Consider the following 13,577-nt stretch of genomic DNA (forward strand, 5'->3'; position numbering starts at 1 on the left):
GCAGCGTCACGTGTTTCTTGCCGGAGGTAGAGCACTGGATAGGCGATGGGCCTTCCCGGCACTCCACCCCGGGTGTCGGCCTGATCTCCCCGCCGCCGCACCACGACATCTACTCCATCGAGGACCTGGCGCAGCTGATCCACGACCTCAAGAACGCCAACCCGGCGGCCCGCATCCACGTGAAGCTGGTCTCCGAGGTCGGTGTCGGCACGGTCGCGGCCGGCGTCTCCAAGGCGCACGCCGACGTGGTGCTCGTGTCCGGCCACGACGGCGGCACCGGCGCCTCGCCGCTGACCTCGCTCAAGCACGCCGGCGGCCCCTGGGAGCTCGGCCTCGCCGAGACCCAGCAGACCCTGCTGCTCAACGGCCTGCGCGACCGCATCGTGGTGCAGACCGACGGCCAGCTGAAGACCGGCCGGGACGTCGTCATCGCCGCCCTGCTGGGCGCCGAGGAGTTCGGCTTCGCCACCGCCCCGCTGGTGGTCTCCGGCTGCATCATGATGCGCGTCTGCCACCTGGACACCTGCCCGGTCGGCGTCGCCACCCAGAACCCGGTACTGCGCGACCGCTTCTCCGGCAAGCCCGAGTTCGTGGTCAACTTCTTCGAGTTCATCGCCGAGGAGGTCCGGGAGATCCTGGCCTCGCTGGGCTTCCGCTCGATCGAGGAGGCCGTCGGCCACGCCGAGCACATCAACGCGCAGGCCGCGATCGACCACTGGAAGGCCGTCGGGCTCGACCTGGCCCCGCTCTTCCACGTCCCCGAGCTGCCCGAGGGCGCCTCGCTGCACTGCACCACCACGCAGGACCACGCGCTCGACAAGGCCCTGGACAACCAGCTGATCGACCTCGCCCAGGACGCCCTGCAGCGCGGCGACGCCGTCCGGATCCAGCTGCCGATCCGCAACGTCAACCGCACGGTCGGCACCATGCTCGGCCACGAGGTGACCAAGCGGTACCGCGGCGAGGGCCTGCCCGAGGGCACCATCGACGTCACCTTCACCGGCTCGGCCGGCCAGTCGTTCGGCGCCTTCGTGCCGAAGGGCGTCACCCTGCGGCTGGAGGGCGACGCCAACGACTACGTCGGCAAGGGCCTCTCCGGCGGCGTGGTGATCGTCCGCCCGGCCCGCGACGCCGCCGCCATCGGCAACGACGCGCAGAACCACGTCATCGCCGGCAACACCATCGGCTACGGCGCCACCAGCGGCCGGATCCACCTGCGCGGCAAGGCCGGCGAGCGCTTCGCCGTCCGCAACTCCGGTGCGACCCTGGTGGTCGAGGGCGTGGGCGACCACGGCCTCGAGTACATGACCGGCGGCCGCGTCGTCGTCCTCGGCGAGACCGGCCGCAACCTGGCGGCGGGCATGTCCGGCGGCATCGCCTACGTGCTGGACCTGCGCCCCGCCAACGTGAACGACGGCATGGTGGGCATCGAGGCCCCGACCGCCGACGACCGGGACTGGCTGCGCGAGACCGTGCAGCAGCACTACGAGGAGACCGGCTCGACCGTCGCCGCCGAGCTCCTGGCCGACTGGGGCAGCGGGGTCTCCCGCTTCTCCAAGATCATGCCGACCGACTACAAGGCAGTGCTCGCCGCCAAGGACGCCGCTGAGCGCGATGGCCTCTCCGAGGCCGAGACCACTCGCAAGATGATGGAGGCGGCACGTGGCTGACCCCAAGGGCTTCCTGACCACCGGCAAGCAGCTGGCCGAGCGCCGGCCCGTGGACGTCCGTCTGCGGGACTGGAACGAGGTCTACGTCGAGCGCAGCCTGCTGCCGGTCATCACCAAGCAGGCCGGCCGCTGCATGGACTGCGGCATCCCGTTCTGCCACAACGGCTGCCCGCTCGGGAACCTCATCCCCGAGTGGAACGACCTGGCCTACCGGGACGACTGGTCCGGCGCCATCGAGCGCCTGCACGCGACCAACAACTTCCCGGAGTTCACCGGCCGCCTCTGCCCGGCTCCCTGCGAGTCGGCCTGCGTGCTCGGGATCAACCAGGACGCGGTGACCATCAAGAACGTCGAGGTCACCATCATCGACAAGGCCTGGGACCGCGGCGGCGTCACGCCGCAGATCCCCGAGCGCCTGTCCGGCAAGACCGTGGCCGTCGTCGGCTCCGGCCCGGCCGGCCTGGCCGTCGCCCAGCAGCTCACCCGCGCCGGGCACACCGTCGTGGTGTACGAGCGCGCCGACCGCGTCGGCGGCCTGCTGCGCTACGGCATCCCCGAGTTCAAGATGGAGAAGCGCCACATCAACCGCCGCATCGAGCAGATGCGCGCGGAGGGCACCCGGTTCCGCACCGGCGTCCACGTGGGCGAGGACATCACCGGGCAGCAGCTGCGCGAGCGCTTCGACGCGGTGGTCGTCGCCGCCGGCGCCACCACCGCCCGCGACCTGCCGGTGCCCGGGCGCGAGCTCAAGGGCATCCACCAGGCCATGGAGTACCTGCCGCTGGCCAACAAGGTGCAGGAGGGCGACTTCGTCGAGCCGCCGATCAGCGCCAAGGGCAAGCACGTCATCGTCATCGGCGGCGGCGACACCGGCGCCGACTGCCTCGGCACCGCGCTGCGCCAGGGGGCGGCCTCGGTCACCCAGCTGGAGATCATGCCCCGGCCGGGCGACGAGCGCCCCGGCCACCAGCCCTGGCCGACCATGCCGATGACCTACAAGGTCACCTCGGCGCACGAGGAGGGCGGCGAGAGGGTCTACTCCGTCAACACCACCCGCTTCACCGGCGACGAGGACGGCAACGTCCAGGAGCTGCACCTCGTCGAGGTCGAGTTCAAGGACGGGAAGTTCGAGCCGGTGCCCGGCACCGAGCGGGCCATCCCGGCGCAGCTGGTCACCCTGGCCATGGGCTTCACCGGGACGGACGTGAAGAACGGCCTGGTCGAGCAGCTGGGCGTCGAGCTCGACGCACGGGGTAATGTTGCCCGTGACGGAAAGTTCGCCACCAACGTCGATGGCGTCTACGTCTGCGGTGACGCCGGCCGAGGCCAGTCGCTCATCGTCTGGGCCATCGCGGAGGGCCGTTCGGCCGCCGCCGCGGTGGACAAGTACCTGGGTGGCAAGACCCCGCTGCCCGCCCCGATCCGTCCGACGGACCGCCCCCTGGTGGTCTGACGTACGCCCGAGCCCGCCGGCGGCCCCACCGCCGGCGGGTCCGGACCCCCGATCGCCCGGTGCCGCATCACCGGGAGTTCGAGCCGCTGCCCCCGCCAGCGTCGCCGGGCCTGCACGGTGCCATGGCGCCTGCCCTCTCCCCGACCAGTGGAGGGCGGGCGCCTCTTCGTGTTCCCGGGCCCGTGGCGGCCGCCCGGCCGTGCGGCAGGAGCCCGGCCGCCCACCCTGCTCCCGCGCCCCGGCCCCACCCGCGGTACCCGGCCCGCTACGGCTGGAACGCATGCGCTGACGGACTGTTGTTTGTCGGTGCCAAGTGGCAGACTGCGGCCGACGGCCGGGGGGCTGCGCGAGGTGCGGAGGTTGACGGATGAGCATGACTCAGGCGGGCGGCGGTGCCACCGTGCGGCGCCTGCTGCTGGGATCGCAGCTGCGCAGGCTGCGCGAGGCCCGCGGCGTCAGCCGGGAGGAGGCCGGCTACTCGATCCGCGCCTCCGAGTCCAAGATCAGCCGCATGGAGCTCGGCCGGGTCGGCTTCAAGGAGCGCGACGTCGCCGACCTGCTCACCCTGTACGGCGTCGAGGCCGAGCAGGAGCGCGCCTCGGTGCTCGGCCTGGTCCGCGACGCCAACGCGACGTCCTGGTGGCACGCGTACGGTGACGTGCTGCCCGGCTGGTTCCAGACCTTCCTCGGCCTGGAGGAGGCCGCCGACGACATCCGCAGCTACGAGGTCCAGTTCGTCCACGGGCTGCTGCAGACCGCCGACTACGCGCGGGCCGTCATCACGCACGGCGGGCACGTCACGGAGACCGAGGAGGTCGAGCGGCGGGTCGAGGTCCGGCTGAAGCGCCAGCAGGTGCTCACCGCCGAGCGCGCTCCGCGGCTGCTCGCGGTGCTGGACGAGGCCGCGCTGCGCCGCCCGTGGGGCGGGCCGGAGCTGATGCGGGCGCAGATCGACCGGCTGCTGGAGCTGACCGACCTGCCCAACGTGGTGCTCCAGGTGATGCCGCTCGGTTTTGGAGGGCTGCGGGCCGAGGGCGGCGCGTTCACGGTACTGGGCTTCGCCGAGCCGGAGCTCGCCGACGTCGTCTACCTGGAGCAGTTCACCACCGCGCTGTACCTCGACAAGCCCGCCGAGGTGGCCTCGTACGCGAGTGCGATGGACGACCTGGCCGCGGACTCGCTCAGCCCCGAGCGGGCGAGGGAACTTCTACGCTCCGTACGCCAAGAGCTGTGAGCCGTCAGTACGATGAGGCCCGATCAGATCTGATCGAGGACGGCTCCAGGGCCCTCCCGAATCGGCATGAGAGGGATCAGATGTCGTACCTTTCCGAGCTGGCGCTGCAGTACATCGACGGAGAGTGGCGGGCCGGCAGCGGCTCCTGGGACATCGTCGACGTCGACCCCTACACCGGCGACAAGCTCGCCACCATCACCGTCGCCACCGTCGAGGAGGTCGACCGGGCCTACCGGGCGGCCGAGCGGGCGCAGAAGGAGTGGGCCGCCACCAACCCGTACACGCGCCGGCTGGTCTTCGAGCGGGCGCTGCGGATCGTGGAGGAGCGCGAGCCGGAGATCACCGCGGCGATCACGGCCGAGCTGGGCGGCACCGCGCTCAAGGCCGGGTTCGAACTCGCCCTCACCAAGGACATGCTGCGGGAGTCGATGCAGCTGTCGCTGCGGGCCGAGGGCCGGCTGCTGCCCTCGCCCGTGGAGGGCAAGGAGAACCGCCTCTACCGCCTGCCGGTCGGCGTGGTCGGCGTGATCAGCCCGTTCAACTTCCCGTTGTTCCTGGCACTGAAGGCGGTCGCCCCGGCGCTGGCGCTCGGCAACGGCGTGGTGCTCAAGCCGCACCAGGAGACCCCGGTGGTCGGCGGCACCCTGATCGCGAAGATCTTCGAGGAGGCGGGCCTGCCGGCCGGCCTGCTCAACGTCGTCGTCACCGACATCGCCGAGATCGGCGACGCCTTCATCGAGCACCCGGTGCCGAAGGTGATCTCCTTCACCGGCTCCGACAGGATCGGCCGGCACGTCGCCACCGTCGCCGCCTCGCACTTCAAGCGGACCGTACTCGAACTCGGCGGCAACAGCGCGCTGATCGTGCTGGACGACGCGGACCTCGACTACGCGGTGGACGCCGCGGTGTTCAGCCGCTTCGCGCACCAGGGCCAGGTCTGCATGGCCGCCAACCGGGTGCTGGTGGACCGCAGCGTCGAGGCCGAGTTCACCGAGAAGTTCGTCGCCAAGGTCGCCTCGCTGCGGGTCGGCGACCCCAAGGACCCGGCCACCCACATCGGCCCGCTGATCAACACCGTCCAGGCCGACGTCATCACCGCCCAGGTCGACCAGGCGATCGCCGCCGGCGCCCGCGCGCTGCTGCGCGGCGAGACCAACGGCAGCCTGATGGACCCGGTCGTGCTCGCCGGCCTCCCGGCGGACGCGCCCATCCTGCAGCGCGAACTCTTCGGCCCGGTCGTGATGGTGGTGCCCTTCGACGGCGAGGACGAGGCCGTCAGGATCGCCAACGACACGCCCTTCGGCCTCAGCGGCGCCGTGCACACCGCGGACGTCGAGCGCGGGGTGCGGATCGCGCACCGGATCGAGACCGGCATGATCCACGTCAACGACGGCACCATCGCGGACGAGCCGCTCGTGCCCTTCGGCGGCGAGAAGAACTCGGGCGTCGGCCGGCTGAACGGCGAGTCCACGGTGGACGCCTTCACCACGGTGAAGTGGATCTCCGTCCAGCACGGCCGCAGCCGCTTCCCGTTCTGACCCCGCGCGGAGCCGACGCGCGTTCGCTCCCCGGGGCCCGGGGTGGGGAGCGAACGGGCGTCAGGCCGCGGGGTAGCGGATCAGCTCGCCGGTGGCGAGCTCGAAGCCGAACGGCGCCGGGACCGGAACCAGGTCGCCGAACTTCCCGGTCCACCGCTGGTGGTACGTGCCGCCGTCCGGTTCGGAGTGGAGGGTGAGCGCGCCCTCGCGCGGATCGATCACCAGGTACAGCGGGATGTGCATCAGCGGGTAGTCGCGGACCTTGCCGACAAGGTCGTTCTCCGGGTTGGACGGGGAGACGAGCTCGACCGTGGACACGGGGATGTAGGTGAGGTCCGGGTTGCGTAGCTTGCCGGTGTTCGGTGACGCCAGATCGGTGTTCTCGCTGGGCATCAGCCCGGCCGGGCGGTGGGCGTCGAACTGCTCGCGGACGATCTGCAGGTTGCGCTGATGGATCACCGACGGGCCGGCCGTCATGATGATCTCGTCGCCGGACACCTCGACCTTCCAGCCCGAGGGCGGGTTCAGGCTCTGCGCGTAGGCCAGGAGCCGGGCATGCCGTTCGGGAACCTGGAACTCGCTCATGCCGCCATCCTCTCACCGTGCCCGCGGTGAGAGCCGGAAGCCCGGGCCGCCGTGAGGGGCCCGGGCTTCCGGCGGGAGGGTCAGAAGACCGGCTGGCCGGCGCGGACCAGGCGCCAGGACACGGCGGCGAAGTCGGCCGGGTCGATGACGCCCTTGGCCTTCACCCAGGCGATCATCGTGTTGCGGATCTCGTCCGAGTTCGACCAGACCATCTTGGCCTTGGCCACGTGCGGGAAGTTGCCGCCGCCGTTGGCCCGGTAGTTGTTGACGGCGAGCACGAACTCGGCCGCCGGGTCGACCGGCTTGCCGTCGAACGACAGGTTGACGATCCGCGAGCCGACCGGCTGCGTGATGTCGATGTCGTACGAGACGCCGTACACCGAGTCGTAGTTGTAGTCCGGCGTGGCCTGCTGGTTGGTCAGCGTGTCCGGGTCGACCGGGGCACCGGGGGCGAGCTGGGCGAAGTACTTCGCCGAGTACTCCAGGTAGTCCTTGATCTGGGCGCCGGTCAGGATCCGCGCCTCCAGCGTGTTCTCGTAGATGTACAGCCCGGCCGCGTCCCGCAGCTTCACCTGCCCGGCCGGGATCACGGCCGTGCGGTTGAACGGCGCGGCCTGCGCCAGCACCGGCAGCTTCGCGTACTGGCCGCCGGCCAGCGCGGCCTTCACCGTGTCCGCCTGGACCCGTCCGATCAGGTCGATGATCGGGGTGTCCTTGAACCGGGCGTCGGAGATCGACAGCTCGGCCTTGCAGGTGCCGATCACCTGGTTGACGTAGGCCACGACCTTCTTGTGCTGGTCCGCCAGCGCGTTCGCGATCTCCGGGTCCTCCGGCACCGTGTTGGAGTTCAGCACGCGGGAGGAGAGCGAGACCAGCTTCCAGACGCCCTTGTCGAACTCCACCTCGAAGTCGAAGCAGGTCAGCCGCTGGCCCCAGCAGAGCGGCTCGGAGAGGACCACCGTCTTGCCGGTCTGCTTGTTGACGATCAGCCGCTGCGCCACCTCCTTGTGGGTGTGGCCCACCAGCACCGCGTCGATGTCCGGCACGGTCTCGGCCATCTCGCCCGAGGCGTCCTCGGGCCACGGCAGCTGGTCGCCGTACGTGGTCGCCTCGTCGATGCCGGAGTGCGCCGACACCACGACGATGTCCGCGCCCGCCGCCTTCATCCGGGGCACGTACTTCTTCGCCATCTCGACGATGCCGGGGAAGACCATCTTCCCGGCGACGTTGGCCTTGTCCCAGATCGCGATGCCCGGGTTGGTCAGCCCCAGGATGCCCACCTTCAGCGGCCGGCCGCCGCCCAGGTGCAGCTCCTTGATCACGTACGGCTTGAAGGCCGGCTTCTCGTCCTTCGCGTGCAGCGCGTTGGCCGCCAGCAGCGGGAAGTCCAGCTGCTCCTCGAAGGCGCGCAGGGTGGGGATGCCGTAGTTGAACTCGTGGTTGCCGATCGCCGCCGCGTCGTACTCCATGAGGTTCATGGCGAGCGCCATCGGGTGCTCCGGGGCGGTGTCCGCGTCGGTCGCGACCGGCTCCACCCGGGCGAAGTAGTATGTCAGCTGGGTGCCCTGGATGATGTCGCCGGCGTCGATCAGCAGGCAGCGGTCCCAGCCCTTCTCCTCCCGGACCTGCTTGGCCAGGCTGGAGATCTTGGCGAGGCCGACCTCGTTGTGCGCCTTGTCCGCGTACACCGCGTCGGTGAAGTAGTCCCAGTTGAGCACCCGGCCGTGCAGGTCGGTGGTGCCCATGACGGTGAAGGCCTGCTTCTTGGCCGGCTTGCCCTTCGCGCTGAGGTCGTCCGGGCCCGCCGCCGCGGCGGGGGAGGCGGCGGCGAACGTGGCGCCACCCGCGAGGGCGGCGCCGGCGGCGGTGGCGGCGGACCGGGTGACGAAGTCACGGCGGTTCAGGGGCATGGACGACTCTCCCGGGTGGGACTGCGGACGGAACGTCAACGATGCGTCGACGAGCTGCTGGTGACGCGCGTAGAGGTACGCGCGTAGAAGTGTGCCGCGCCACCTCGCGGATTGATAGCCCCCGGACCTTTCCAACAGGTGAGATCTTGGCGACTCGTTCGTGACACCGCCGGGCGGGTGCTGCGCACTCGCAGCACCCGCCCGGCGGCTCCGGAACAGCCCCTAGATGTACCCCTCGCGCACCGCGTGGGCCACCGCATGTGCCCGGTTGCGCAGCTGCAGCCGGGTCGTCAGGCCGTGCAGCACGTTCTTCACCGTCCGCTCCGAGTACGACAGCCGGGCCGCGATCTCCCCGGTGTCGAACCCCTCGGCCACCAGCCGCAGCACGTCCGACTCCCGCTCCGACAGGCCCGACGGCGAGTGTCCCGGCTGCCCCTGGACACTCCGCTGCAACCGGCCCACCTGCGTGATCAGCCGGCCCAGCAGGTCCGCCGGCAGGTCACCCTCCCCGCGCGCCGCGGCCAGCACCGCCCGGCCCAGCCGCTCGGCCGTCGCCTCCCGGCGCCACAGGATCGCGGCCACCCCGCACTCCACCGCCTCCAACAGCTCGGTCTCGCGCATCCGCTCGACCACCAGCACCACCCGCTGGTCCCCGCCGCGCACCAGCCGGCGCAGCGCCGCCACCACCGAGGCGTCCGCCGACTCGGCCAGCAGCACGGTGACGACACCCGGCGCCGCCGCATCCTCCGCCACCAGCTCCAGCGCCGGATGGCGGCGCAGCTGCGCCTCCGCACCCGCCCGCGAGATCGGATCCGCGGCCCGCACCACCACGGCGGTCCGGCCGTCACCGGCCGCGGCGGCGGACGGAACCGCGCGCCGGCCGGGCGCCGGGCGCTGGGCCGGCACGGTACGCGGCAGCCCCGCTGCAGGCAGCCTGCGGGGCACCCCGCGGCGGTCGTGATCGGTGTGCAGAACAGTCACATCTGGCCCCCTCCTGGAAGTCCTCCCGGCCGCCGCCCGGACGGCCGGCACGCCGCGCCGGGGAGGGCGGGCACGAACTCGGCGGACGGGAGCCCTGCGGTGGAACAGCCGGGGCGACCGTGCCCCCCGGTGCACCCCATGCTTCCCGTCCGGACCCGCCGCGGCCATCGTGGTCCACCACGAGATCGCACCGCGGCCGCGGCACCGGCACGCAGCTGCCGTGCCACGCCGCCCGGCCCCGGCACGCCGCCGCCGTGCCGTGCCCCCGGCGCCGACGCGCCGCCGCCGTGCCACGCCCCGGCACCGGCCCGGAGGTAGGGTGCCGTGCAAGCCGTCCGGGCCACCCGGCCCCGTTCACGCCGCCCGGCACCAGGACGGCCCACCGGCCCGGCACAGGGGGAACGCGCCGGACCGGGGGAAACCCGCCGCCCGGCGCCGGCCACCCCGCCGGCCCCGGCGGATGCGACGAGGATCACACCCGCCGACCCGGGCGCCGACCCGGCGTCAAGGCGTTTTCCCCGTACGACGGCCGGACGTGCCCGCCCGGCCGCGCCGGAAGGGAACCTCGGGGAGGGGACAGCAGATGAGCACCGTGAGGACCCGCGGACCACAGCCCACCGCACCCGCACCCGCCCCCGCCCACCTCACCGCCCGCGACCCCCAGCTGCGCCGCATCGCCACCCTCACCGACCGCGCCCGCGCCGGCACCGGCGGCGTCCTGCTGCTCACCGGCGCCGCCGGCACCGGCCGCAGCACCCTGCTCGCCGAAGCCGCCCACCGCGCCGCCGCCGACGGCACCACCGTCCTCCGCGCCCGCTGCGCCGCCGACGAGACCCGCACCCCTTACGCAGCTGCCCGCCAGCTCTTCGAGACCGGCCCCGACACCACCCGCACCGACCGCCACCCCGCACCCGCCGGGCCCGGCGAAGACCTCTGGGCCCTGCTGCGCCTGCACGCCGCCCACAACCCCGTCCTGCTCGCCGTCGACGACATCCACCACGCCGACCGGCCCACCCGCGAGTGGCTGCGCCAGGTCGCCCGCCGCATCGACCGGCTGCCCGTCCTCCTCCTCGCCACCGAGCACCGCCAGGCCGCCCTCGGCACCCCGCCCGACCGCTTCGCCCGCGGCCTGCCGCCCGGACTCGCCGAGAGCACCCGCCTCGGCCCGCTCGACACCCCCGCCGCCACCCGCCTCGCCGCCCACCACCTCGGCCCCGGCACCCCGGCCGCCCTGGCCGCCGACTGCGTCCGCGCCACCGGCGGCAACCCCGCGCTGCTCACCGCCCTCCTCACCGACCTGCGCCGGCACCCCGACGCGCCCGCCCTCCCCGAGCTGCCCGACCGCTGCACCCGGCTGCCCGGCGCGGCCTTCCCCGAAGCCGTCGAGGACTGGCTGCGCGGCGGCGGCGACCGCGCCCCCGCCGCCGCCCGCGTCCTCGCCCGGATGCAGGAACACCCCGCCGCCCGCACCGCACCCCTGCCCGCCTCCGGCGACCCCGCCCCCATGCTCGCCGAACTCGCCGACGCCGACCCCGACCAGCTCACCGCCTGGCTCGCCGACCTCACCGCCCAGGGCCTGCTCGACGACCCCGGCCCCGGCCGCTGGCCCCGCTTCACCCACCCGCTGCTCGCCGACGCCGTCCTCGCCGGACACGAACCAGGCCACCGCGCCCGCGTCCACCGCGCCGCCGCCGCATACCTGCACCGCGCCGGCGCACCCGACGAACGCATCGCCGGGCACCTCCTCCTCACCCCCGCCCCCGGCCCCCGCTGGGCCGCCGACACCCTCCGCGGCGCCGCCCGCAAGGCCGCCGACGCCGACCGCCCCGCCGACGCCGTCACCCTCCTCCGCCGCGTCCTCGCCGAACCGCTCGGCGAGCGCCGCCGCGGCCTCGTCCTCACCGAACTCGGCAGCCTGGAGGTCACCCTCGGCCCGGACGAACGCACCGCCGGCGTCCGCCACCTCGCCGAAGCCGTCCACCTCCAGCAGTCCGACGAAGGCGTCTTCCGCACCGCCAACACCCTCGGCGCCGTGCTCGCCGCCCGCGGCGACACCCCGGCCGCCCTCGAACTCATGGAGGAACTCGCCGAACGCTTCGCCGACCGCGACGACCTCGTCCACGCCGTCCAGGCCGCCGCCGCCCTCATCGCCGCCCACGACGGCCGCAGCTGGCTCCAGGTCGTCGAAGGCGTCCAGCGCGTCGCCGCCCGCAGCACCCAACGGCCCGCACCCCCCGCCTACGCGCTGCTCACCGAGTTCGACTCGACCAGCGGCACCCTCTCCGCCACCGAGGTCGGCAGCCGCATCCGCGAACTGCTCGACGCCCCCCTCGACCCGCTCAGCCGCTCCTACGTCCTCGTCTCCGCCGCCACCCTCGCCCAATGGGCCGACCTGCTCCCCGAAGCCGACCGGATCGTCGAACGCGGCCTGGCCGCCTACCGGGGGCCCTCCCTGGAGCCCGGCTACCAGTGCCTGCTGAGCGTCCGCGCCGAAACCCGCATGATGCGCGGCGAATACCAGGCACTGCTCGACGACTTCGCCCTCACCGCCCCCACCCCCGCCGGCCGCCCGCACCCCGCACACCGGCCCGGCACCCGGCCCGGCACCCGGCCCGGCACCCGGACCAGGACCGGCACCGGCACCGGCACCGGCACTGGCACTGGCACCGGCGCCGAGCCGGCCACCCGCAGCGAGCGGTCGGTCTGGTCCTGGTGGTGCGGCACCCCGCCCGACGACGGCACCCCCACCGGAACCCCGGAACCCCCCGGCACCGAGGCCGCCCGCGCCCGCTACGCCGGACTGCTCGGCCAGCAGAACGCCCACCTCGTCGCCCAGGCCGTCCTCGCCCTCACCGAAACCGGCCGCTACTGGCAGGCGCACGGCCTCGCCCGCGCCATCGCCGCCGACCGCGCCCAGGACTCCTGGGAATGGAACGAGTACCTCTACGCCCGCGGCATGCTCCGGCTCGCCACCGGCGAACCCGCCGCCGCCCTCACCGACCTCCTCGAATGCGGACGCCGGCAGGACGAACGCCACGTCCGCAGCCCCATCGTCACCCCCTGGCGCTCCGCCGCCGCCGACTGCCACACCCTCCTCGGCGAACCCGGCCCCGCCGTCGCCCTCGCCGAGGAGGAACTACGGCTCGCCCGCACCTGGGGCACCCCCCGCACCGTCGGCCGCGCCCTGCGCGCCCTCGCCGCCGCCACCGGCGGCCGCCACGGCCTCGACCTCGCCGCCGAATCCGTCGCCCTCCTGCGCCACGGCGAGATCGAGCCCGAACTCATCCCCGCCCTCATCACCTACGGACGGCTCCTCACCGACAGCGGCCGCCGCGGCGCCGCCCGCCGCGCCCTGCGCGAAGCCGCCGGCCGCGCCGAACGCCTCGGCGCCGTCCGGCTCCGCGCCGTCGCCGTGGAATCCCTGCACGCCTCCGGCGCCCGCCCCGGCCGCGGCGAACACGCCGGAACCGAAGCCCTCACCGACAGCGAACTGCGCATCTGCCGGATGGCCGCCGCCGGCCACTCCAACGCCGAGATCGCCACCACCCTCCACCTCGCCCTCCGGACCGTCGAAACCCACCTCACCAACAGCTTCCGCAAACTCGGCGTCCGCCGCCGGGCCGAACTCGCCGGCGTCCTGGAGAGCTGACCCCCAGGACGCCGCCCGGCCCACCGCTCACACCGCCAGCGCCGCCGCCATCGACCGCACCTCCGCCGCCAGCCCGGCCCCCGGATCCGGTGCACCCGCCCGCCAGCGCTCCCACGTCCGCGCCCGCAGATAGCCGTCGACAGCCACCGGCAGCCGCCCGCCCACGATCAGCTCCGCCTCCGGCCGCCTGCCCACCTCCGCCAGCCGCTCCAACAACCCGTCCAACCCCGCCGACACCGGCAGCGGCACACTCCGCAGGTACTCCGCCAACTCCGCCAGCTCCGGCCACGGCTCCGGCGGCGGCGGAGGCGGCGTCCCCGGCCGCCCCGGCCACAACAAGACCCCCGCCCCGTACAACCCCGCCACGATCCCCGGCCACAACGCACCGCCGAACCCCGCGAAGTGCAACCCCAGCCCACCCGCGCCGGCCGCACAGCCGACCAGGTTCCGCGTCGACTCCAGGTACGCCCACGCGCGCCGGCCCAACGACGGGCCGGACGACGGACGACCGGACGACGGGCCGGACGACGGACCGGATGACGGACCGGATGACGAGC

General features: G+C 73.5%; 9 protein-coding genes. 5 read left to right on the top strand and 4 right to left on the bottom strand.

Annotation, left to right across the window (positions count from 1 at the left end; all coding sequences use genetic code 11):
• The 4 genes from ABZ885_RS14375 to ABZ885_RS14390 all read left to right on the top strand — a co-directional run.
• Positions 1 to 1,670, top strand: a 1,670-nt coding sequence (locus ABZ885_RS14375) for a glutamate synthase-related protein (protein ID WP_360187521.1), incomplete at its 5' end; no start/stop codon positions are given.
• Entirely contained in the window at positions 1,663 to 3,123 is a 1,461-nt protein-coding gene (locus ABZ885_RS14380) for a glutamate synthase subunit beta (RefSeq protein WP_360187523.1), read from the top strand. The genes ABZ885_RS14375 and ABZ885_RS14380, both read left to right, overlap by 8 nt.
• Positions 3,124 to 3,490: 367 nt before the next feature.
• Positions 3,491 to 4,357: a helix-turn-helix transcriptional regulator gene (locus ABZ885_RS14385; RefSeq protein WP_360187525.1), complete on the top strand. Its 867-nt coding sequence runs from the start codon at positions 3,491 to 3,493 to the stop codon at positions 4,355 to 4,357.
• Positions 4,358 to 4,437: 80 nt separating this feature from the next.
• Positions 4,438 to 5,895, top strand: coding sequence for an aldehyde dehydrogenase family protein (locus ABZ885_RS14390; RefSeq protein WP_360187527.1), 1,458 nt, complete (start codon positions 4,438 to 4,440; stop codon positions 5,893 to 5,895).
• A 60-nt stretch (positions 5,896 to 5,955) separates the two neighbouring features.
• On the opposite strand, the gene ABZ885_RS14395 is transcribed toward ABZ885_RS14390, so the two are convergent.
• The 3 genes from ABZ885_RS14395 to ABZ885_RS14405 all read right to left on the bottom strand — a co-directional run bounded on the left by ABZ885_RS14395 (position 5,956) and on the right by ABZ885_RS14405 (position 9,221).
• Positions 5,956 to 6,480: a Uma2 family endonuclease gene (locus tag ABZ885_RS14395; RefSeq protein ID WP_360187530.1), complete on the bottom strand. Its 525-nt coding sequence runs from the start codon at positions 6,478 to 6,480 to the stop codon at positions 5,956 to 5,958.
• Between the two features lie 80 nt (positions 6,481 to 6,560).
• Complete coding sequence (locus tag ABZ885_RS14400; protein ID WP_360187531.1) at positions 6,561 to 8,390, bottom strand: 5'-nucleotidase C-terminal domain-containing protein; 1,830 nt, start codon at positions 8,388 to 8,390, stop codon at positions 6,561 to 6,563.
• Positions 8,391 to 8,612: 222 nt separating this feature from the next.
• A complete protein-coding gene (locus ABZ885_RS14405; RefSeq protein ID WP_360187548.1) occupies positions 8,613 to 9,221 on the bottom strand; it encodes a response regulator transcription factor in 609 nt (202 codons plus the stop codon).
• Between the two features lie 733 nt (positions 9,222 to 9,954).
• Between ABZ885_RS14405 and ABZ885_RS14410 the strand changes: the two genes are divergently transcribed.
• On the top strand, positions 9,955 to 13,020 hold the full coding sequence (locus ABZ885_RS14410) for a LuxR family transcriptional regulator (RefSeq protein ID WP_360187533.1): 3,066 nt from the start codon (positions 9,955 to 9,957) through the stop codon (positions 13,018 to 13,020).
• Between the two features lie 27 nt (positions 13,021 to 13,047).
• Here the strand turns inward: ABZ885_RS14410 and ABZ885_RS14415 are convergent, their stop codons facing one another.
• Complete coding sequence (locus ABZ885_RS14415) at positions 13,048 to 13,290, bottom strand: hypothetical protein (protein ID WP_360187535.1); 243 nt, start codon at positions 13,288 to 13,290, stop codon at positions 13,048 to 13,050.
• Between the last annotated feature and the right edge of the window lie 287 nt (positions 13,291 to 13,577).

Origin of the sequence: Kitasatospora sp. NPDC047058 (assembly GCF_040643935.1) — a bacterium.
Taxonomy (GTDB): domain Bacteria; phylum Actinomycetota; class Actinomycetes; order Streptomycetales; family Streptomycetaceae; genus Kitasatospora.